Source organism: Proteocatella sp. QWL-06, assembly GCF_058684135.1.
Window position 1 is genome coordinate 37471 of the sequence record NZ_CM178755.1, and the last position, 22507, is coordinate 59977.

A 22507-nucleotide genomic window follows, 5' to 3' on the forward strand; every position below is an offset into this window, starting at 1 on the left:
GAGAAACAATCATGAAAAAATTCAAAAAAACAGGTATAGCAGTACTTGCTGCAGCATTATCACTCACAGTTTTTGCAGGATGCCAGAGCAGCGACCAGGCGGCAGATACGCAGGAACCGGCGCAGGAAGCAAAGGGAAAGATAACCGTAGCGGCTTCTCCTGTGCCTCATGCAGAGATACTCTCACAGGTAAAGGAAACTCTTGCGGAGCAGGGATATGAGCTTGAGGTAGTGGAATTCACTGACTATGTTCAGCCAAACCTTGTAGTAGACGCAGGAGATGTGGATGCGAACTTCTTCCAGCACAAGCCGTACCTTGACGACTTCAACGCAGAGAAGGGAACAAAGCTGGTTCCTGTGGCAAGCGTTCACTTTGAGCCACTTGGAATCTACGCTGGAAAATCGACTGACCTTGCAAACATACCTGACGGAGCGGCGATTGCAGTTCCAAACGATACTACAAATGAAGCAAGAGCACTTCTTCTGCTTGAAGCAAACGGCCTTATAAAGATAAAAGAAGGCGCAGGACTTTCTGCAACTAAGAACGACATCGCAGAAAACCCTCACAACATCGAGATTGTCGAGCTCGAAGCGGCGCAGGTTTCAAGAGTAATAGGCGAGGTTGATTTCGTGGTACTGAACGGAAACTATGCTCTTGACGCAGGCCTCAGCGTATCAGATGCGGTTGCAAAGGAAGAGCAGGACTCAGAAGCGGCTCAGACTTATGCCAACATCCTTGTAGTAAAGGAAGGCAGCGAGGAGAGAGAAGACATCAAGGCGCTTGTGGAAGCGCTTAAGAGCGAGGCTGTGAAAACATACATCAGCGAGACTTACAAAGGCGCAGTTGTAGCTATAGACTAGGGAAAATTGTCCACCTGGAATCAATCAGAAAGATTGCCCGGGTGGACTTTCGATTTACAAACATCGATTAAGCAAAATGATGAAATGAACGGGGTTTGTTGGGGCAAAAAAAGTCCCTATTTACAATTTTACAAATAAATTCTATAATGTAAATATAACCTATAAGTTATATTTACGCAAAAGATGGTATTAAATGAATGAGAATCTGATACAGAAAATAGAGTATCCTGGCGAGTCCGAGATATACGGATATAAAGATTTTAATGCTGAATTGATGTCTATTGTCAAGAACAGCGGAAATCAAAAAGAAATCGCTCGCGACATGTTTCGATTTTTTGGATTTATGGAAGAAATGCCGAAACATGAACTTATATTAAATAAGCATTTCGAGAAACTTAAGGATACAAAGCACGATCTTTACTGTATCCGATTTTTAAAACAATTAAATCTACGAATCATTTTCATATTTATGGAAGATGGTGGTAGAAAAGTCCTGATTCATGCTTTCTTAGAAAAGAAAAAAAGCGATTATAAAATCGCTATTAAAAAATCCGAAGGCATAGTTGATAGATTGCAAGGAGGAGAATAAATGAAAACCATGGATATGAACTGGTTATTTGAAGGAATATCAAAAGAAGAGTTGGAACTCGACAAGCTTCTTTCAGATATATCGATAGCCATAATTAAAGAACGTTACGCTCTTGATATGAATCAAAAAGATTTTGCAAGTCATTTAGGTATTTCCCAACCTATGGTTTCAAAACTTGAAAGTCTTGAATATAATCCGAGTGTTAAGACGCTGTTTCAAATATGTAAAAAATTGAATCTTAAACTGGATATAAGCGTAACTAAAGTTGAGAACGCAACAAAATCCGTGCTGACAAGATTCGTAAATAAAAAAGAATATGATGTAGCGCTCACAAAAGATAGCGATGACAGACAAATTGGAATAGAAGCAGCATAAGGAGTGTATATGAACAGTATAAATAATATAATAGCTGATTTTCAGAATATAAAATCGAAAATAATATATTCTAAAATGGATTTTAGCAGTGAGATTGATATTGATAATACTACCAGTTATGATTATGCCATTGACTATGATGTTATCGATTCGAAATTAGAGCACCTGGAATATGAAGAAGTTTCCGTTGACTTTTATACCGGAGAAATAAAATTCTATCTAAAACTATACGAAATCTCAAATCAGAAATACAAAAGCCCTAGTTTTAAAAATATAAAGCCTTTTATCGAGGTGATATCAACAGGAACATTTGCGGGAAATGCAAATGTATTAGACAAGGATATGTTCGACCGTATGTTAGTTCAAAACGGCTTAACTTATCTCTCTCAATTCGTAAGAGTTCACCTTCTCGCAATAACATCAACTATAGGTATTTCAGGAAACTTCAGTTTACCTATGATTAATATAGTTCAGTTTATGCGAGAGAAAGATAAAGAAAAATCTAAAAATAGATAAAAGGAGCTATTTCGGCTTGTCACTTCATAAGTGACGAAACTATAATATATGTGTTGAGTAATAGAACTAAAATTTAGAACACTCCCTCCTGCTAAACTAAAGCGTAGAGTCAAGAGGGAGTGTTTTATAAAAAATTGAAATAAATCACTGTTACATTTTGTATCGTTTTCGCAATTTACAGCAGGGTTGTTCTCAATCATTAAATATAGTTTAATTTCCCCGAATTCGGGGGAATTGGAAAATCAGAAGACAGGGATGACTAAAGCTCCTGTATATTGTGGAGATAAATGCTGTTGATTGTGGAGATAAATGCTGTTGATATTGACGAAATTCTGAAAATATGAAATAATGAATAGTGGAACAAACAACTGAATATATGCAGAAATTGGTTGAGGAAGTCAGGTTCAAATCCTGCACAGTCTCGCTGCCGTGATAGAGGAGTGATACAGCATAATGCCACTGGGAAACTGGGAAGGCGCTGTACCGCGATGATGCTTAAGTCGGAACACGTACCTTTTCTGTTAACACACGCTCTACGATGAATAGAGGTTGTTAAAGTGATATGAATAATATGACCGCAAACGCCCTGGGACTCGATGAGACTCAGGGCTTTTTTGACAGGTTTTTATCAATTGAGCTTTAACCCTGCTTTTTCAATCGGATTACACACTTATTTTTGGAGAGAGAGGGACTTAAAATGAAGAAACAAAGAACTGGAAAGATTTTGCTGAGCGTAATGGCGCTCCTTGGGATGAACACTGTGTACTCGAGTGCGATGCACATAGCGGAGGGATTTCTGCCTTCCCCGATGTGGATAGTGCTGTGGTTTGCGATTTCGGCGCCTTTCGTGCTGTTTGGATTCAAGGCCATAAAGACAAAGATCGATGAGGTACCTAAGGCGAAGATACTGCTTGCGATGGCGGGGGCTTTTGTATTCATACTGTCTGCGCTCAAGATACCATCTCTTACAGGAAGCTGCTCTCATCCTACGGGTATCGCTCTTGGAGCTATACTGTTCGGGCCGTCTCCTATGGCTGTGATGGGACTCATAGTGCTGCTGTTTCAGGCGCTGCTTCTGGCTCACGGTGGAATAACCACACTTGGGGCGAACGTGTTCTCGATGGCTATAGTGGGCTCATTCGTGGCATACTATACATACAGATGGATGAAGTCTGCAGGAGCTTCTTCGGCGGTCAGCGTGTTCGTGGCGGCGTTTCTGTCTGATCTGCTGACATATGTGACGACTTCGGCTCAGCTGGCGCTTGCGTTCCCATCTGCGGACGGGGGGATAATGGCTTCGCTCGTGAAGTTCATGGGAGTTTTCGCGGTGACTCAGATCCCTATAGCTGTAGGGGAAGCAATCCTTACGGTAATAGTGTTCGGGATACTTGAGAAATACAGCTTTGCCGAGGTCAAGGCGCTTGAGGCCGGATCATATGAGGCGGCGCAGAAGAATGAAAAAGCTTCAGGAGCTTCTGCTTCGGAGAAGGAGGCAGGAAAAGCGGCGGCAGCTTCTGCAAAGAATCCGCTCTGGAAGAAGAACGTCATACTGCTTGTCGTATTTTTTGCGGTAGTGTTCGCGCCTCTTGCGATAAAGAGCGGCTCGGAGTTTGGCGGGGCTGATGGAATAGCGATGGACATAGTTACGGAGATAGATGAAAATTATGAGCCGAATTTTGAGCCTTTGTTCGAGCCGGCGAGCGTTGAGATAGAATCGCTGCTGTTCGCGCTTCAGGCGGCGCTTGGAGCTGGAGTAATCGGTTTTGGGCTGGGAAGGCTTACGAAGAAGGAGTGTTAGATATTGAGTGGAACTGACAGATATGCGTATGCCTCAAAGATGAGGGGCAGCGACCCGGTGACGAAGATATTCGTATCCCTGGGAGTAATGATCCTCTGCATAGCGCTTGATGATGCGGCTGTGAGCCTTGTGACGATATTTGCGACGAGCCTCTGCAGCATATGGCTTGGGGGGCACTCGGCGTCAGACATCTGGAGGATGTTTCGGATTCCCATGGGGTTCATACTGCTGGGCGTGATCACCGTGGCTGCGGGAAGGCACGAGCTTTCTTCGCAGCTGCTGGTGGGCTTTCAGATGGGGGAGCATCTCTATGGGATATCTCCTCAGGGAGCGCAGCAGGCAATCGCCATATCTGCCAAGTCTCTGGGAGTCATAGGGAGCGTCTATTTTCTCGTGATGAACACGCCGATGACGGACATCACGATGGCGCTTTCGAGGCTCCATGTGCCGGCGCTCTTCGTTGAGCTGCTGGAGCTGGTTTACAGGTTCATATTCATACTTGCGGATACCGCGGACAGGATAAGGACGGCGCAGAGCTCGAGGCTTGGGTACGTCGATATGAAGACTTCGTACAGATCCACTGCGGATCTGGTGTCGAGGGTTTTCGTGAGCTCTTTTCAAAGGGCGAATCATATATTCGATGCCCTGGAGAGCCGGGGCTACACCGGAGAGCTTAGGACTGTGGGATATGAATATGAGATAGATACAAGGATTACTTATGCGGCAATAGCTGTCGCCCTGCTCCAGGTCGGGGCATATTTGATTTAGGTGAGTGAGATTATGCAAAGCAGAAATATAATTGAGACCAGGGAGCTGCGTTACAGCTACGATGGAGGCGCGCTGGCTCTCGATGGTGTCAGCATCGGATTTGAAAGAGGAAGGACCACGGCTGTGCTCGGTGGAAACGGAGCGGGCAAGTCGACGCTGTTCCTCAACCTTAACGGGGTACTCAGGCCTCAGTCGGGGGAGATATATGTAGACGGAAAGAAGCTCGAGTATTCAAGAAAGAGCATCCTTGAGATGAGAAGGACGGTCGGGATAGTTTTTCAGGATCCTGACCATCAGCTTTTCTCGGCGGATGTTTACAGGGACATAAGCTTCGGGGCAGTCAATCTCGGGCTCCCTGAGGATGAGGTGAGGAGGCGCGTGGAGGATGCCATGGAAAAGACCGGGGTGTCCCATCTTGCGCAGAGACCAACACATGCCCTCAGCTATGGACAGAAGAAAAGAGTCGCGATAGCCGGGGTGCTCGTTATGGAGCCGGAGCTCATCATACTTGATGAACCTACTGCGGGACTCGATCCTCAGGGGGTGAGCGAGATAATGAAGCTGCTGAGCGACATAAGAGACCGCATGGGAATCTCGGTAGTCATCGCCACTCATGATATCGATATGGTGCCGCTCTACTGCGACCAGGTATATATAATGAACGGCGGCAGGGTAGTAGCGGGAGGAACCGTCAAGGAGATATTCTCAAATCCTGAAGCTATAAGGAGCAACAATCTGAGGCTCCCGAGGATAGAGCATCTGATGGAGATACTTAAGGAGCGGGACGGCCTGGACGTGGACAAATCCGCTGCCACGATAAGTGAAGCGAGGACAGAAATCCTCAGGGCAGTCGGGAGAGAAGCGTAGTATGGAAAATGTAGTTCAGGGACAAAAGAGCCTGAGAAGAGGCTATACCACAGGAAGCTGCAGCGCTGCAGCCACAAAGGCCGCGCTCCTCATGATGATGAGCGGCGAAAGATGCGAAACGGTCAGGATAGATACGCCAAAGGGCATAGAGCTTTCCCTCGAGGTATCGGATCAGGAGTATTCGCCATGCGAGGCGCTATGCAGCATAACAAAGGATGCCGGGGATGATCCGGATGCGACCCACGGCCTGCGCATATTCTCGAGAGTCAGCAGGAGCAGCGGCTCGGGCGGCCGGGAGAACACTGAACCGCTGGAGACCGCTGTACTTGCTGAAGCAGGCCCTCTTCCATATGAGGAGCAGCTGGAAATATCAGGAGTCACCGTTAATGTTCACATAACGGGCGGCAGAGGAGTAGGGGTGGTCACGAGAGGCGGCCTCAGCTGCGATGTCGGAAAGAGCGCCATAAACCCGGTTCCGAGAAGGATGATACTGAAATCTGTAAAGGATGTGCTCGAAAACATTGAGACTGAGCTTATCCCGGATTTTCTTCATATAGAGATAAGTGCTGAGAACGGAGAAGAGACTGCGAAAAAGACCTTCAACCCCAAGCTCGGGATCGTCGGAGGGATCTCCATACTCGGCACGAGCGGGATAGTGGAGCCTATGAGCGAGAAGGCTCTTGTGGACACCATAAGGACTGAGATAAAGCAGTTCGCGGAGCTCAATGGCTCAGGTTTTCCTGTACCACCGATGCTCGTATGCCCGGGTAACTACGGACAGGATTATGCGAGAGACGTGCTTGGCATAGACCTCGAGAGCGGAGTCAAGTGCTCCAACTATATCGGTGAGATGCTCGACTACAGCTGCTGGCTGGGGATACCGAAGATACTCCTTATAGGACATGCAGGAAAGCTCATAAAAATCGCGGCCAGCGTTATGAACACCCACTCCTCTTCTGCCGATGGAAGGCAGGAGGTAATCGCTTCACACGGGGCGATGCTGGGGATGGAGCCTTCAGCCGTAAGGGATATAATGAATGCGATATCTGCAGAGGAAATGACGGACATACTGAGAAATCAGGGCGAAGGATTTGCACAGAAGGTGTTTGACAGCATAGGAAATAAGATAAAGGAACATATAGATCACAGGACAAGAGGAAAGCTGCAGGTGGAGTTCATAGTCTTCACGAAGATCCACGGGACTCTCATAAAGAGCAGTGGCGCGGATCAGATGCTGAAGGACCTGAAGATGCACCAGCAGATTAATAGATTATAGATGAAAAAAAGCTTATTATAATGAAGGAGAAAAAATGGCAGGAACTTTATATGGAGTGGGCGTTGGCCCCGGAGATCCGAAGCTGCTGACGATTCAGGCAGTGGAGACGCTCAGAGCTGCGGACTGCATAGCGTATCCCATATCGGGAGGCGAGAATGTGGCGCTTGGAATAGTAAGGGAATATATTGAGGGCAAGGAGCTGGTTGCGTGCGACATGCCCATGACAAGAGACAGGGAGCTGCTTGAGGCAAGCCACGAGAGATGCGCGGAGCAGATGATAGCGCTGATGGAGCAGGGAAGGGACATAGCCTTCATAACGCTTGGGGATCCTTCGATATACAGCACGTACATATATGTGCACAAGAAGGTGCTGGCAAAGGGACACAGGGCTCAGCTCATAGCGGGCATACCGTCCTTCTGCGCGGTGGCGGCAAGGCTTAATGACTCGCTGTGCGAATCAAGGGAACCGCTTCTCATAGTCCCGGCTTCGTATGACGCGCTCGATGAGTGTCTGGATTTTCCGGCAAACAAGGTCTTCATGAAGTCAGGCAGGAGCATAGTTAGCCTGAGAGAGAGGCTGAGAGAGACCGGAAAGCTAAGGTCTGCGAGGATGGTTGAATGTGCTACGATGGAAAATGAGAGAGTCTATGATGACCTCGACGAGATGGATGAAAAATCGAGCTACTTCTCCATAGTGGTAGTTAAGGAAGACAATCAGGTGAAGGCAGCTGATACAGAAGCGCCAATACAGAGCTAATATAAAGGAGAGAATTATGATAAATTTTGTTGGAGCAGGTCCGGGAGCGGTGGATCTGATAACTGTAAGAGGAAAGCAGCTTCTGGAGCAGGCGGACATAATAATATACGCGGGCTCTCTGGTAAATCCGGGGCTGCTTGAATACGCAAGTCAGGGCTGTGAGATCCACAACAGCGCATCTATGACGCTTGAAGAGGTCATAGACGTGATGAAGAGAGGAGAGAGCGAAGGAAAGGCTGTCGTAAGGCTTCATACTGGAGATCCGAGCATCTACGGCGCTATAAGGGAGCAGATAGACATGCTTGAAGAACTCAAGATAGACTACAAGGTGTGTCCGGGAGTGAGCTCTTTCTGCGGGGCTGCGGCTGCACTTGGAGCGGAGTACACTCTTCCGGGAGTCAGCCAGAGCGTCATACTTACAAGGATGGAAGGCAGGACTCCGGTTCCGCCAAAGGAAGAGATATCGCTGATGGCAGCGCATCAGGCCACGATGGTCATATTCCTGAGCTCGGGAATGCTCGAGCAGCTGAGCGAGAGGCTCATCGAGGGCGGATACACGAAGGATACGAAGGCGGCCATAGTATACAAGGCTACATGGGATGACGAGAAGGTCGTGAGGACAACTGTAGGAAATCTCGCACAGGCAGCCAGAGAGCACAACATAAGCAAGACGGCGCTTATAACAGTGGGAGAATTCCTCGGAAACCAGTACGAGAGATCCCTGCTTTACGATCCGGGATTCACGCATGAATTCAGAGAAGCGAGCAGATAAATGAAGCAGGCAGACAGGTTGAAGCGAAGCTCAGGCGGGTTAAGGATTTATGTTATGGCATTTACCGCAGCGGGGCTGAAAACGGCAGAGCGGCTGAGCGGAATATTCTCGCAGTGGCAGGATGCTGAGGCGAGGTTCTTTGCGCCGGCAAGGATAATGGAAGCTGAGGACGATCTTGAAGCTTCGGCTGCAGCAAGAGCATCAGGCGAGCCTGCGGAGCCTTCAGCATTTTCGAGCTCCAGCCTTGCGGAATTCACTTCCCTCGCATTTGCCGAGGCCGATCACATAATATACATCGGCGCGGCAGGGATTGCGGTCAGGGCTATAGCTCCTAATATTAAATCCAAGGACACAGATCCCGGAGTCATAGTCATGGATGAAAAGGCAGCTTACGTCATACCGATTCTTTCGGGTCACATAGGCGGCGCAAATGCGCTGGCTCTGGATCTGGCAAGAGAGCTCGGAGCTCAGGCGGTAATAACCACGGCAACGGATGTCAACGGCGTTATTGCCATAGATTCGTGGGCGACAGAAAACTGCATGAAGATAGATCGGATAGGGAATATAAAGCACATATCCTCGGCGGTGCTTGAAAACCGCAGGATTAAATTATATACTCAGTGCAGAGGGAAATTTGCAGTGCTGAAATCAGAGGAGCTGAAAGCACTGTATGAAGGATTTGAAGCTGCAGACTCGCTGGACTCTTCAAATCCATCTGAATCATCTGGCTCGGATGTGCCTCTAGTTGTTATAACGGACTCGCACTCCCTGATTGAGGATGTGAGGAAGAGGTTTCCAGAGGCGCTCGTGCTCATACCATGCGTGACATTCGCAGGCATGGGCTGCAGGAAGGATATAGACTTTTTGCCGGCCAAGGAGCTTTTTGATCAGGCGCTCACGGAGCTTGATCTCGATGTCAGGGCGATAAGGAGCCTTAACTCGGTAGACCTCAAGAAGGACGAAAAGGCGTTGCTGATGCTTGCAGAAAAGTATGGCATAGAATTCAATACCTTTTCAGCTGAAGAACTTATGGAGGCGGAGCTGTACACTGACGCCGAGATGTCTCATTCGGAGCTCGTGAGCAGGGTTGCAGGAGCCGGAAACGTGTGCGAGAGGGCAGCCGTGATGGGAGCCGCGATGGGCGCCACTGGATCGGAATTCGGCATATACATTATAATGAAGAAAACAAAGCGAAACGGCGTAACGATAGCGGTTTCGTGTATATAGATTAGGAGAATTAAAAACATGAAGATATATGTAGTGGGCTTTGGGCCCGGAGGAGAGGATCAGATCACTCCAAGAGCGCTTGAGGCGCTGAGAAAGTCTGACGTCATAGCGGGGTACAATCTTTACATAGACCTCATAAAGGATATCGTAAAGGACAAGAAGCTCATACAGACTCCGATGAAGAAGGAAGTCGAGCGCTGCCAGATGGCTATAGATGAGGCGCTAAAGGGCCAGACCGTGGCGATGATATCGAGCGGGGACGCCGGAGTATACGGCATGGCGGGCGTGATGCATGAGCTCTGCGAGAACCACCCTGAGGTGGATATTGAGGTAGTGCCGGGAATAACTGCGGCATGCTCGGGAGCGGCAGTGCTTGGAGCGCCGCTTATACATGATTTTGCGGTGATAAGCCTGAGCGACCTTATGACGCCTTGGGAGAAGATTGAAAAGAGAGTCGAGCTTGCGGCTGAGGCGGACATGGTTATATGTCTGTACAATCCGTCGAGCATCAAGAGGGCAGATTACCTTCAGAAGGCCTGCGACCTGATGATGAAGCACAAGGCTGCAGACACGAAATGCGGCTATGTAAGAAACATAGGAAGAGATGAAGAGGAATACACCCTGTGCACCCTCTCTGAGCTGAGGGATGCGAAGGTGGACATGTTCACGACCGTGATCGTGGGAAATGAGACCACGAGGGTAATAAACGGAAAACTGGTTACGCCGAGAGGATACAAGGTGAACTAAAATGAAGGCTTTGGTATTTGCAGGGACAACTGAGGGCAGGGAGGCAGCGCTGATGCTTGCCAGAACAGGAATAAGAGTTACGGCATTCACGGCCACGGATTACGGTCATGAGGTCCTTGATGGCGCAGCTGACGGGCTCCAAAACCTGACTGTAGAATCAGGAAGGCTGTCTGAGGAGCAGATAAGAGAACTGCTTCTTGGGGAAGCTCCGAACACTCTGGTAGTAGATGCCACCCATCCGTACGCCGCTCAGGTAACTGCAAACATAAGAAGGGCCTGCATGGATGCACAGAAAAGATATATAAGGATAGTAAGAAAATCCACGTTCGCAGGAGAGCCGGCCGGCGTGACTGTGCTTGCAGACGCGCAGGCGGTAACGCAGTGGGCAAACCGCGAGGAGAACATAAAAAAGAAGATCCTGCTGACGACAGGAAGCAAGGATCTCAGGATATATACAGAAATAGAAAGCTACAGGGACAGAGTCTGGCCAAGGATTCTTCCGGACATGGATTCTCTCAGGATAGCAACGGAGCTTGGATACAAAAAATCAAACATAATATGCATGCAGGGCCCGTTCTCGACCGAGATGAATATCGCGATGATAAAGTCAGTCGGAGCCGATGTGCTTGTGACCAAAGACACCGGAGCTACCGGAGGTTTTGACAGCAAGCTGGAGGCAGCGCTGAGCTCGGGAATAGAGGCAGTCGTTATCGGAAGGCCTTCGGATCAAGAGGCGAGGCAGGCCGATTCAGAGGGCATGAGCCTTGAGGAGCTGCAAAGACATATAGATGAAAATTTTCCTTATTTGAGGGAAAACAGCAGCTCAGACGAACTGGCCAGAATGGCTGATTTTCCCCGCTTTCCGCTCTTCATGAGCCTGTCAGGAAAGACGGTCACCGTGGTCGGAGCCGGAAAGATAGCATCAAGAAGGATAAAGGTGCTGCTTGAGTACGGGGCGAGGATAAGGGTAATAGCACCGCAGATATGTGCGGAAATAAGAGCGCTCCCGGGTTTTCTGGAGATCATCGAGAGGGAGTATGAGCGCAGAGACGTCTCAGGCTCATTCATGGTGATAGCGGCGACGGACTCAAGAGAAGTAAACCAGAAGGCTGGAGCAGATGCAAAAGCTGAAGGTATACACGTTTCAGTAGCGGACAGCCGTGAGGAGTGCAGCTTTTATTTTCCGGCGGTCATCAGGAAAGGCGGCATAAGCATAGGCCTCGTTTCAGACGGCAGTGACCATGCGGCGGCAGCGAGGACTGCAGGAGAGCTGCGAGAATATCTTCAAGCAAATAAGTGAGAATCATTAATATATAAGTTAAGAGGGCAGAAATTTGAAAAAGATCAGAGTAGGAAGCAGAGAAAGCAAGCTGGCAGTCATACAGACGCAAATCGTCATGGATGCCATAAAAAGAGCCAATCCTGAAATCGAGGTTGAGCTCGTGACAATGAAGACCACGGGAGACATAATCCTGGACAAGACGCTGGACAAGATTGGCGGCAAGGGCCTTTTTGTAAAGGAACTGGACAAGGCGATGCTCGATGGTGGTGTGGACATAACGGTGCACAGCTTCAAGGACATGCCTATGGATATACCTTCTGAGCTGCCGATAGTGGCGACGGGAAGAAGGGAAGACCCGAGGGACGTGCTGATACTGCCGCAGGGAGCTTCGGAAATAGATTTTTCAAAGCCCATAGGCTCATCCAGCGCAAGAAGGAGCATGCAGCTCAAAAAGCTGTACCCGGGCGCGGACATAAAGCCTGTCAGAGGAAACGTGATAACAAGGCTCGAAAAGCTCGACCGCGGAGAATATTCTGCACTCGTGCTTGCAGCGGCCGGAGTGAAGCGCCTGGGACTCGATCACAGGATAAGCAGGTATTTCACTCCAGAGGAGATGATTCCCGCAAACTGCCAGGGCGTAATCGTGGTGCAGGCGAGGAAGGGCTTTGACGTGAGCCTGCTTGGAGACTTTGCATGCGACCAGTCATGGATTACTACAGGATGCGAGAGGGCATTCGTAAAGGAACTTGACGGAGGCTGCAGCGCTCCTATAGCGGCGCACAGCAACATAGACGGAGACGAGATAGTGCTTACCGGGATGTATGTCTGTCAGGAGGACTATGAGAGGATGAAGAGGCAGGAAGAGGCGCAGGTCGCTTCCGGCAACAGGATAATAACAGTTACCATGCCAAGGGTACATAAAAAAACCGTGAGAGCGAAGATAGCTGACGCACAGTCCGCTGCGGTATCCCTGGCTCAGGATCTCAAGAAGGAAAGTGAATGTATGAAGACTGGAAAGGTAACCCTCGTGGGAGCAGGGCCTGGAGACAAGGGACTGCTTACGCTCAAGGGAAAAGAGAGGCTTGAACAGGCCGAGGTTGTCATATATGACAGGCTTATCGGAGACGGCATACTCGGGCTCATCCCTAAGGATGCCCTGAAAATAAACGTCGGAAAGAAATCCAATCATCACCTGGTTCCTCAGAGCGAGATAAACAGGCTCATACTCGAGCATGCGCTTTGCGGAAAGCGAGTGGTAAGGCTCAAGGGCGGGGACGGCTTCCTGTTTGGAAGAGGCGGCGAGGAGCTGGAGCTGCTTCACCAGCATGAGATAGATTTTGAAGTGGTGCCGGGGATAACGTCTGCGATATCGGTGCCTGCGTATGCCGGCATTCCGGTTACTCACAGGGACTGCTGCTCGAGCGTACACATAATAACAGGGCATGCGAAGGCAGGAACGAAGATAGACATAGATTACAAATCCCTTGTAGCTCACAAAGGCACGCTTGTGTTCCTGATGGGGCTCACTGCGATAGAGGAGCTCATGAAGGGGCTCATCGAGGCGGGAATGGACCCTAAGATGCCGGCAGCGACGGTTGAAAAAGGGACTTCCACAAATCAGAGGAAGGTGGTCTCCACGATATCCGAGCTCGCGTCAGAGGTAAGGCTTAGAAACATCCAGAGCCCGGCGATAACGATAGTAGGGACTGTATGCGCGCTCAGCGACAAGTTTGACTGGTTCACTAAAAAGCCGCTCCACGGAAGCACTATTGTAGTAACAAGGCCAAAGGACAGGATAGGCACGATCGCAGACAGGCTGAGAGATCAGGGCGCAGATGTCATAGAATACCCATGCATCGAGACTGCTGTCATAGAGGACAATCCAAGGCTTGAGAAGGCGATCGAGGATATAAGGAGCTACAGCTGGATGGTATTCACGAGCCCGGCGGGAGTTGAGAGCTTTTTTGAAAAGCTTTCGCAGATGAGGCTCGACATCAGGATATTCTTCGGCCTCAAGATAGCGGCGGTGGGTCGTGAAACCAGAAAAAGGCTCGAGGACAGGAACCTGCTCGTGGATTATATGCCTCAGACCTATGATGCTCCGGCGCTTTCAGCAGGACTGGCAGCGATCATGGAAAAAGAAGACAAAGTCCTAATACTTAGGGCGGACAAGGGCAGCGACGTGCTTCCAAAGACTCTCGAGCATCACCAGATTGATTATGATGATGTCCATATATATGAGACGAGCTATGTATGCAATGAGTCGGAAACAGTCAGAGAAAAGCTGGATGCAGGAAAGATAAATTATGTAACATTCACGAGCGCCTCTACGGTAACGGGCTTTACGCAGTCGATACTGAGGGACTTCCCGGACTATGACTTCACTAAGGTGAGCGCTATCTGCATAGGCGAGCAGACGGCGGCAGAAGCAAGAAAGTATGATATGAGGATCCACGTTTCGAGAGAATCGACCATGGATTCGATGATAGAAGAGATAGAAATACTTCACAGGATAGAATCGAACATAGAAACAGGAAAATAGATAAATCGTAAAACAGAGGGAGAAAATAGATGGAAATGATACACAGAGCAAGAAGACTCAGAGAGACAGATGCGATAAGAAGAATGACAAGAGAGACGAGAGTTTCTTCAGACAGCCTTATACTTCCGTTCTTCATAAAGGAAGGAAAGGACATCAAGACGCCTATATCATCTATGGACGGCCATTTTCACTACAGCCCGGACAGGATACATGAGGCGGTAGAGGAAGCTATGGAGCATGGCGTGGACAAGTTCCTTCTTTTCGGTATACCTGAGGAAAAAGACCCGGTGGGAACTCAGGCATATCATGAGGAAGGCGTAGTGCAGCAGGGAATAAGGGCGATAAAGGAAAAATGTCCGGATGCCTACATCATAGCGGACACATGCATGTGCGAATACACTTCACACGGTCACTGCGGGATACTGTGCGGACATGACGTGGACAACGATGCATCACTTGAATACATCGCAAAGACAGCACTTTCACAGGTTCAGGCCGGGGCGGACATGGTTGCGCCTTCTGACATGATGGACGGAAGAGTAGCGGCTATAAGAAGGCTTCTTGATGAGAACGGATACAAGCATACGAGCATAATGAGCTATGCCGCAAAATATGCGTCTTCATTCTACGGACCTTTCAGAGAGGCTGCAGGCTCTGCGCCAAGCTTTGGAAACAGGAAGCAGTACCAGATGGATTATCACAACAGGAGAGAGGCGCTCAAGGAATGCCATCAGGACATAAAGGAAGGCGCGGACATACTGATCATAAAGCCGGCGCTTTCATATCTCGACATAATAAGAGAAGTCAAGGACACTACGAATGTGCCGATAGCGGCGTACAACGTGAGCGGGGAGTTTGCGATGGTAAAGGCTGCAGCAAAGGCGGGTCTGATAGACGAGTACGGAGTAATGTGTGAGAGCGCGATAAGCATGTTCAGAGCAGGAACCGACGTACTGATAACATATTTTGCAAAAGAACTCGCAGATGCGATGAAGAGAGGGGACATAGGCTAATGAAGGGAATACTGATACTTGGACATGGAAGCAAGGCGACAGAGACAGAAAAAACGCTTGAAAAGATAGTGGAGATGGTAAGAGAGGCAAATCCGGGCAAGATAATAGAGCATGCATTTCTTCAGCTGAGCGAGAAGACGCTTGAGAAGGGCCTCAGCAGCCTGCTTGAAAAAGGTGTGGATGACATAAAGGTTATCCCATACTTCCTTTTTGCAGGGCTTCACATACAGGAAGATATCCCGGCTGAGATAGAAAAATTCCTTGAAGGAAAGGGCGACATAAAGGTGGAGATGGCGGACACTCTTGGGGCAGATCCAAGGCTGGCTGAGATAGTGAGCGAGAGAATCGCGCAGATATATTAATATGAAGACGGTAAGGATAACAGGCATCGGCATGGGCACTGAGGAGTCTCTCACAAAAGAGGCTTCTCAGGCGATTGCCGGTGCTCAGGAGATAATACTGACGGACACCCTGGCAAGGAGGCTGGATTTGAGCCTTGACACGACTCTGAACCCAGGGGCCGTGATCACGCTCTGCAAGGTATCTGAGGTCGCTGAGAGGATAATAGAGAGCAGTGCAGATAACATTGCGGTGCCGGTTTCGGGCGACGTTGGTTTCTTCAGCCTCTCGAGGACCGTGGCAAAAGGCCTTCAGAAGCTGAAAGCGGAAGCACAGGCCTGCCGGTCTTCGGCGGTGGGAGCGGAAACCGGGCCTGGCGGCTATGACGCGCGCCATGACATAAAGCTCGAGTATATTAACGGAATCAGCAGCATGGCATACTTCTTCGCTAAGATTGGCAGGAGCTATGATGATGTCAGGATAGCGAGTGCCCACGGCAGGAGCACGAGCATGGTCGCGCTCGCAAGCTACACCAAGAAGGTATTCGCGCTTACGGGCGGAGAGCAGAAGGTGAACAGCATATGCAGAGAGCTTGCAGAAGCAGGCCTTGGATACGTTACCGTGACGGTCGGCGAAAATCTTGGCAGCGAGGATGAGAGACTTGTGTCCGGAAGCGCTGCGGAGATAGCGGAGATTGAATTTGAGAATCTCGCGGTCATGCTTATCGAAAACCCTCATTCGGCAGATTCATCCCAGATGCTCAGGGACAGCGACTTTGAGAGGGCGAAGGTGCCTATGACCAAGGAAGAAATCCGCTGGATATCTGTGGCAAAGCTCGGCATAAGGCCTTCGGACACGGTGTATGACATAGGCGCAGGCACCGGCTCGGTTACGATCGAGATGGCAAGAAAGGCCTGCGAGTCCAGGGTATATGCTATAGAGAGAAATCCCGAGGCCATAGAGCTAATCAGGAAGAACATGGCAGCAACCGGAAGCTATAACATAGAGCTATCTGAAGGCAGGGCGCCTGAGGGTATGGAGTCGTGGCCGGAGCCGGACAGGGTATTCATAGGCGGAAGCAGCGGCAATCTGAGGCAGATACTGGAGACAATCATATCGAGGAGCACGAGGGGCTTCAGGCTGGTGATTAACACGGTGACGCTCGAGACGCTTACGGAGGCATTCACGGTGCTCGGCGAGCTGGGATTTGAAAATGCTGAGTATCTCAGCATATCTGCGGCAAAATCGCAGAAGATGGGAAGCTACAACATGATGATAGGCGCCAATCCCGTGTATATAATAACGGCAGATTATTGCGGCGCCGCGGGCGCAGGCAGCACTGCCGGGAATGCTGCGGGAGGCAGCAGTGCAGCCGGGCATTAATAAGGAGAGGGAGCAATATATGAAGATAGATATAATAAAGCCGGATGAGATAGAGGCAAAGAGCTTTGAGATAATAAGCTCTATAATTGAGGAGAATTATCCGGATGCTGTGATAGCTCCGGAGCATGAGAGCATCGTAAAGAGAGTAATCCATACCTCTGCCGATTTTGAATATCTGGACAGCCTCGTGATATCTCCGGGCGCTGTAAGCAGGGCAAAAGAGGCGCTCAAAAATGGAGCAGTGATAGTGACTGACACCAATATGGCAAAGGCGGGCATAAACAAGACTCATCTCGCAAAGCTTGGTGGAGAGGTATGCTGCTACATCGCTGACGAGGATGTGGCAAAAGAGGCGAAGGAAAGAGGCGTGACGAGAGCAATAGTATCTATGGAGAAAGCAGCAAAGCTCGGACGTCCGCTGATATTCGCCATAGGAAATGCCCCTACCGCGCTCATCGTGCTCGACCAGATGATCAAGGAAGGAAGGCTAAAGCCGGAGCTCATAATCGGAGTGCCCGTGGGATTCGTGAACGTGGTGGAATCCAAGGAGCTCATAATGGAATCAGGAGCTGAATATATCGTGGCAAGAGGAAGAAAAGGCGGAAGCAACGTTGCGGCGGCAATCTGCAATGCGCTCATATATTCACTGGTTGAAAGAGAATAAAGGCAAGTTTGCCACATAAAAAACAGAAAATTTAATGCACTAAAACAAAAAATATGGTATTATGTATGTAACAACGGTGATAATACGCAAGGAAATATATATAATGCTACTTTTCAGCGATAATAGCAAACCACCCGAAAGGATGGGACGCAAAGCTAAAGGGCCTAAGTACTCAGTACAGGCAGCCAGCTACCGAAGGAGAAGTTTTTTTGTTGGGAAAAATTTTTCGGGTATTTTTCGGGAATATATTGTTGATAGTAGTCTACTGATTGAAAAACAGGAGAAAAAACTACTATGAGAAAATATTCTTATAACATAACTAAAAAAATAAGCTCGCTTGTCATGGCTTCAATGTTCATCTTATCGAGCACAGCAGTTTCTTTCGCAGATGTGAGAGATTCAAAGCTTGAGTATCTTAGACAGCTTAACACAGAATTCAGAAGAAACATCGACAGCGTGGATACTCTGGATTCCAATTCAGGAAGCAGATGGCAGATGCAGGTAGACGCAGACCTCGTGAAAGACAGAAAAGAAGCTACAAGATTCCTTCAGGGAGTATATTCAGTGGTTCCCTTCTTCAACTCCATGAGCATAAAGAGCTCAGGCGGAAACTATTCTATAAACCTTCAGAACATGAGCTCATATGATCACTCTGTAGTCGTAGACGTAGCAAAGCAGTGGACGGCGGAGATAATCAAGGACGGCATGACAGATACTCAGAAGCTCAGAGCGATACACGACAAGATAATAAATGAGACAGTATACGATGCATCTTCAGGAAACAATGCACATTCACCGGCAGGAGTAGCAGTAGACAACAGAGCGGTATGTGACGGATATTCAAGAATGTTCACGATAATGGCGACGCTGGTTGAGATACCAGTCGTACAGGTTACCTCAAACGTGATGAACCATGCATTCAACCTCGTATATATAGATGGAGAATGGCTGCTCGTGGATGCGACATATGACGATCCTGTAACTTCAAACGGAAAACAGGTTCTAAAGCATGATTACTTCCTCGTAGGACCGACAGATTCAAAGAAACACAAGTTTGACAGCGCGCAGAACGGACTTACGCTCGAAGACTATATAAAGATAGGAAACTACATCTACCAGGATGTAATATAAGAAAGCTCAGGCGATGTCATTCAGACGTCGCCTTTTTAATGCCGCAGACTTGTCTGAGTGCGCATCACCGTGATAGAAAAAATCTATAGTGACGATAGACGAATATTATAAATAGAGCCTGCCTCACAGAGCCGTTAATGTAGTAAAATAGTATGTGTATGGATATTTGAAATGGAGAGGGTATAATGTACAGAGTAGGTATAGATATAGGTTCTACATCGGCAAAGGTAGTTGCCATGGACAGGGAAAACAAGATAGTATACAAGAAGGTGATGCCTACGGGGTGGAGCTCGCTCGAAACGGCTGAGATCATTCAGGATGACCTTGAGAAAAGCGGCATATCAAGCGGAGGCAGGACCGTCGTGGCTACAGGCTACGGCAGGATATCCGTTCCCTATGCTGACAGGACAGTGACGGAGATAACATGTCATGCGGCAGGCGCGGCATATTTTTTTGATACCAGAGAGGCTACCGTCATAGACATCGGGGGACAGGACACGAAGATAATAACCCTTAAGGATGGGAATGTAGCAGATTTCATAATGAACGACAAGTGCTCTGCGGGAACAGGGAGATTTCTCGAGATAATGGCAAACACGCTTGGAATGAAGCTGGATGAGATGTGCGAGCTCGCAAGAGAAGGAAGCGGAGTCAGTATAAGCTCGATGTGCACGGTTTTTGCTGAATCAGAGGTCATAAGCCTCATAGGGGCGGGAAGACCGAAGAAGGATATTGCCTTTGGGGTAGTGGATTCCATAGGAAACAAGGTCAAGTCTCTGTGCAGCAGGCATTCAACAGGCGCTGGAAAGGTATATCTCACGGGAGGGCTGTGCGAGAACAGCTACATGATAGAGATGCTGAGCAGAAAGCTCGAGGCAGAGGTGATCAGCAGTCCGATGGGAAGGTATGCAGGAGCCGCAGGAGCTGCAATAATGGCAGGAAAAAAAGCAAGAAGATAGTCAGAAGGATATAAGAATAATGATGAGAGTCGGCGAGCGTTCGCCGGCTTTTTCAATTCATGGAAAAATAAGTTCGCTGAACAGTGAAAATCGGTCCTTAAGACACGAAAAAAGTTGAAAAATGAAGGGAAAGATAGTATCATGGAGTGTAAGGTGTTAAAATGAAGAAGGAGAAATGAAAATGGATAAAAGCAGGATTCTGCCACAGGATAAAAAGTACATATTTTTTGATCTGGACGGTACTCTCACAGACCCGTTTTACGGGATAACAAGGAGCGTTCAGTATGCGCTGAATCATTTCGGAGTCAAGGTCGATGACCTCAGGGAGCTGAGCAGGTTCATAGGGCCTCCGCTTACGGATTCATTCATGGAATACTACGGACTGAGCAAGGAACAGGCGGCAGAGGCAGTTGAAAAGTACAGGGAGAGATTCTCGGACACAGGCATATTTGAGAACGAGATATATGACGGGATTAAGGAGCTCCTTGGGGAACTGAAAAGCCAGGGAAGAGAGCTCTACATTGCGACCTCAAAGCCTGAGGTATTTGCACAGAGGATAGCCGAGCATTTTGAAATAGAGGAGTATTTCACTCAGATCACAGGCAGCCTGCTTGACGGGACCAGGGTCGACAAGGCGGAGGTCATAGCCCACCTTATAGAGACCGCAGGAATAGGAGACAGAGAGCTTGTCATAATGACCGGGGACAGGATGCATGATATAGTAGGAGCGAGGAAAAATAAAATAGAGAGCATAGGGGTTTCATATGGCTATGGAGGCACGCAGGAGCTAGAAGGCGCGGGCGCTACCTATGTCACAGAGACTGTGGAGGGGCTAAGATCCATGCTTACAGGAAAGAGTCTTCAGCAGGGGTAGAAGCACAAAAATCATGAGGTAGTGTAAAGTTCGTTATGAAAAAGCGATTTAAAAGGATTGCCAGATTTTGTATCCGATCTTTAAAATATAATGATGTGCGAAGCACCTGAATTCGGTTTTTTTTGCACAACAAAAGGATCTTAACCACCCTTGAATTTTCAAAAAATAATGCTGTTTCTCTTTTGTGTGGGATTGGATTTTTAGTTTAGCATCATTTTTCTCAATTTCAAGGGCAAGCCAAAATCAATGTATTGATTTTGATGGTCAACTGGCTTGATTCTCTTTGGCTTCTTCCTGCATTTTCAGTATGCTTTGTTGCCCAAGGTAGATTAGCAGCTGCCATTTTCCGGGCATGTTTTCTGCTTTATCAAGCATTTCGTGTGTATTTAATACCTGATTGTTAAATCTGGAGTGTCTTCTCAGAAAGTTGTAGTAGGCTACCCACAGTGACACGGAGTAATTTGCTCCTTCAAAATTGTCGTAGCCGCAGGTGCATCTGTATGTTTCTTTGAAGGTTCTGTTTAATCTCTCTACTACTTGCTTGTATGGTCTGTATTCTTTTGATACTGCATCATCGTTTGCAAGCCCAATGACCTGTGTGATGTCAAATTCCAGGGGGTTTTCCTGAAGGGAAAACTGCTGTGCGGCGAGTGGATAGGCACTGTACCCGTCTGCTATGAACTTGAAGTTGTCTGTTACTTTGTGGATTCCTCTGAAGGCTTTTCTCATGGCCAGTATGCATGGGCCTACGCTTCTGCTTGCTGATACCTGGTAGCCTATCACTGATTTTGAAGCGGCATCCATGATAAACCAGATGTATCCTTTGATGCCTCGTACTTTTATGTAGGTTTCATCGGCGATAAATGTTTCTGATTTTTCGTAAGGGTAGCTATCTATGAATGGCTTGATTAAAAGCGCAGCTGTTCTGCAGTAGTTGGATACCATTGTGTGGGAGATCCTTATTCCGTAAAGATCTTCAAGGGCCTGGGCTGTTTTTCGTAATGAGAGTCCAAGATTAACATGAAATGTAAGGCACAGGGACATGATATGTGCGTTTTGTTTTCTAAACTTCAGTGAGGATGAGTTCTTTGGAAGGGATTTTAAATCCATCTCAAAGAAATCTACGGTGAATTCCCGGTAGATGTAATGGAGTTTGTATTTGTATTTTTCTTTTTTATCTAGGTTTTCCGGATCTACTTTTTTCAGGTTGTTGAGATAGTACTTGCACTTTTGATTGGTGCATTTATGTATGCTAAAAAAGGTCCTGTCTCTTTTAGGGACAAGGCTGTGACTGCAATGAGGGCATTTGAGTTTTAATGGTTTGGTAACTCTTTTTCCGGTGGAAAATGTCTGGCTGCATATCTTGCACTGGTACTGGCCGTTGTCTCCGTTGTTATCGTAAATATAGTGATGCGGAGCATTGCATACTGGACATGATATTTCTTCTGGTATGGTTCTTCCGTTCCTGCGCTGAACTGGTTTTATCTTCTTCTGATATTTCGATTCGTAGTATGACAGAAGAAACTGCCAGTCCTGTTTGATGAATGGCTGGATTATTGGAAGTTGGTCTGTCTTGAATTTTTGATATTTTGGTGAGTGGGTATCGTCATGCGCCCACTGACCTAATGGAATATATTTTGAAATAAATAGTACTAAAAATCGAATTTGTTGATTTTGGTATTGAATTACATGTAGTAAATGAGTTATAATTTGAGACATAACAATGGCACCCTTGCCTTTCTGTTTTATTTGTTGTGTTGGAACTCAA

The 22507-nt window shown here is 47.9% G+C and carries 22 protein-coding genes and 2 riboswitches; of the genes, 21 read left to right on the plus strand and 1 reads right to left on the minus strand.

The annotated features are described in order from the left end of the window. Positions 1–11 precede the first annotated feature (11 nt). The 21 genes from AC4PGZ_RS00215 to AC4PGZ_RS00315 all read left to right on the plus strand — a co-directional run bounded on the left by AC4PGZ_RS00215 (position 12) and on the right by AC4PGZ_RS00315 (position 20739). On the plus strand, positions 12–860 hold the full coding sequence (locus AC4PGZ_RS00215; RefSeq protein ID WP_492159068.1) for a MetQ/NlpA family ABC transporter substrate-binding protein: 849 nt from the start codon (positions 12–14) through the stop codon (positions 858–860). Positions 861–1053: 193 nt separating this feature from the next. Continuing rightward, positions 1054–1449 carry a hypothetical protein gene (locus AC4PGZ_RS00220; RefSeq protein ID WP_492159069.1) on the plus strand — a complete coding sequence of 132 codons (396 nt, stop codon included), beginning with the start codon at positions 1054–1056 and terminating at the stop codon, positions 1447–1449. Then, complete coding sequence (locus tag AC4PGZ_RS00225) at positions 1450–1824, plus strand: helix-turn-helix transcriptional regulator (RefSeq protein WP_492159070.1); 375 nt, start codon at positions 1450–1452, stop codon at positions 1822–1824. 9 nt (positions 1825–1833) lie between these two features. Further along, positions 1834–2340: a hypothetical protein gene (locus AC4PGZ_RS00230; protein ID WP_492159071.1), complete on the plus strand. Its 507-nt coding sequence runs from the start codon at positions 1834–1836 to the stop codon at positions 2338–2340. 369 nt (positions 2341–2709) lie between these two features. Beyond that, a riboswitch (cobalamin riboswitch) is annotated at positions 2710–2870 on the plus strand. A gap of 167 nt (positions 2871–3037) precedes the next feature. After that, the gene (locus AC4PGZ_RS00235) at positions 3038–4138 is read left to right on the plus strand and encodes an energy-coupling factor ABC transporter permease (protein ID WP_492159072.1); all 1101 of its coding nucleotides are present in this window, start codon (positions 3038–3040) and stop codon (positions 4136–4138) included. Between the two features lie 39 nt (positions 4139–4177). Then, on the plus strand, positions 4178–4906 hold the full coding sequence (gene cbiQ, locus AC4PGZ_RS00240) for a cobalt ECF transporter T component CbiQ (protein WP_492160233.1): 729 nt from the start codon (positions 4178–4180) through the stop codon (positions 4904–4906). A gap of 12 nt (positions 4907–4918) precedes the next feature. Continuing rightward, positions 4919–5773: an ATP-binding cassette domain-containing protein gene (locus AC4PGZ_RS00245; RefSeq protein ID WP_492159073.1), complete on the plus strand. Its 855-nt coding sequence runs from the start codon at positions 4919–4921 to the stop codon at positions 5771–5773. A gap of 1 nt (position 5774) precedes the next feature. After that, positions 5775–7049, plus strand: a complete 1275-nt coding sequence (cbiD, locus tag AC4PGZ_RS00250) for a cobalt-precorrin-5B (C(1))-methyltransferase CbiD (RefSeq protein ID WP_492159074.1) — start codon at positions 5775–5777, stop codon at positions 7047–7049. Positions 7050–7083: 34 nt separating this feature from the next. Next, positions 7084–7806: a precorrin-2 C(20)-methyltransferase gene (gene cobI / locus AC4PGZ_RS00255; RefSeq protein ID WP_492159076.1), complete on the plus strand. Its 723-nt coding sequence runs from the start codon at positions 7084–7086 to the stop codon at positions 7804–7806. Between the two features lie 16 nt (positions 7807–7822). Further along, positions 7823–8578, plus strand: a complete 756-nt coding sequence (cobM, locus tag AC4PGZ_RS00260) for a precorrin-4 C(11)-methyltransferase (RefSeq protein WP_492159077.1) — start codon at positions 7823–7825, stop codon at positions 8576–8578. Next, the gene (locus AC4PGZ_RS00265) at positions 8579–9805 is read left to right on the plus strand and encodes a cobalt-precorrin 5A hydrolase (protein WP_492159079.1); all 1227 of its coding nucleotides are present in this window, start codon (positions 8579–8581) and stop codon (positions 9803–9805) included. Between the two features lie 18 nt (positions 9806–9823). Beyond that, positions 9824–10552 (plus strand): precorrin-3B C(17)-methyltransferase, encoded by a 729-nt coding sequence (gene cobJ, locus AC4PGZ_RS00270; protein WP_492159080.1) that lies wholly within the window; start codon positions 9824–9826, stop codon positions 10550–10552. A 1-nt stretch (position 10553) separates the two neighbouring features. After that, complete coding sequence (gene cobK, locus AC4PGZ_RS00275) at positions 10554–11852, plus strand: precorrin-6A reductase (protein ID WP_492159082.1); 1299 nt, start codon at positions 10554–10556, stop codon at positions 11850–11852. Positions 11853–11886: 34 nt separating this feature from the next. Further along, positions 11887–14376 (plus strand): uroporphyrinogen-III C-methyltransferase, encoded by a 2490-nt coding sequence (gene cobA / locus AC4PGZ_RS00280; RefSeq protein WP_492159083.1) that lies wholly within the window; start codon positions 11887–11889, stop codon positions 14374–14376. A 35-nt stretch (positions 14377–14411) separates the two neighbouring features. Further along, positions 14412–15389 carry a porphobilinogen synthase gene (hemB, locus tag AC4PGZ_RS00285; protein ID WP_492160234.1) on the plus strand — a complete coding sequence of 326 codons (978 nt, stop codon included), beginning with the start codon at positions 14412–14414 and terminating at the stop codon, positions 15387–15389. Continuing rightward, positions 15389–15751 carry a sirohydrochlorin chelatase gene (locus AC4PGZ_RS00290; protein WP_492159085.1) on the plus strand — a complete coding sequence of 121 codons (363 nt, stop codon included), beginning with the start codon at positions 15389–15391 and terminating at the stop codon, positions 15749–15751. Before hemB ends, AC4PGZ_RS00290 begins: the two co-directional genes overlap by 1 nt. Position 15752: 1 nt before the next feature. After that, on the plus strand, positions 15753–17111 hold the full coding sequence (cbiT, locus tag AC4PGZ_RS00295) for a precorrin-6Y C5,15-methyltransferase (decarboxylating) subunit CbiT (RefSeq protein ID WP_492159086.1): 1359 nt from the start codon (positions 15753–15755) through the stop codon (positions 17109–17111). Positions 17112–17130: 19 nt separating this feature from the next. Further along, entirely contained in the window at positions 17131–17775 is a 645-nt protein-coding gene (locus tag AC4PGZ_RS00300; protein WP_492159088.1) for a precorrin-8X methylmutase, read from the plus strand. Positions 17776–17889: 114 nt separating this feature from the next. Next, a riboswitch (cyclic di-GMP riboswitch) is annotated at positions 17890–17972 on the plus strand. A gap of 97 nt (positions 17973–18069) precedes the next feature. Next, the gene (locus tag AC4PGZ_RS00305; RefSeq protein ID WP_492159089.1) at positions 18070–18906 is read left to right on the plus strand and encodes a transglutaminase domain-containing protein; all 837 of its coding nucleotides are present in this window, start codon (positions 18070–18072) and stop codon (positions 18904–18906) included. 185 nt (positions 18907–19091) lie between these two features. After that, positions 19092–19865 carry an acyl-CoA dehydratase activase gene (locus tag AC4PGZ_RS00310; protein WP_492159090.1) on the plus strand — a complete coding sequence of 258 codons (774 nt, stop codon included), beginning with the start codon at positions 19092–19094 and terminating at the stop codon, positions 19863–19865. Positions 19866–20046: 181 nt separating this feature from the next. Then, positions 20047–20739, plus strand: coding sequence for an HAD family hydrolase (locus AC4PGZ_RS00315; protein WP_492159091.1), 693 nt, complete (start codon positions 20047–20049; stop codon positions 20737–20739). 264 nt (positions 20740–21003) lie between these two features. Here the strand turns inward: AC4PGZ_RS00315 and AC4PGZ_RS00320 are convergent, their stop codons facing one another. Continuing rightward, entirely contained in the window at positions 21004–22458 is a 1455-nt protein-coding gene (locus AC4PGZ_RS00320; protein WP_492157960.1) for an IS6 family transposase, read from the minus strand. Positions 22459–22507 lie beyond the last annotated feature (49 nt).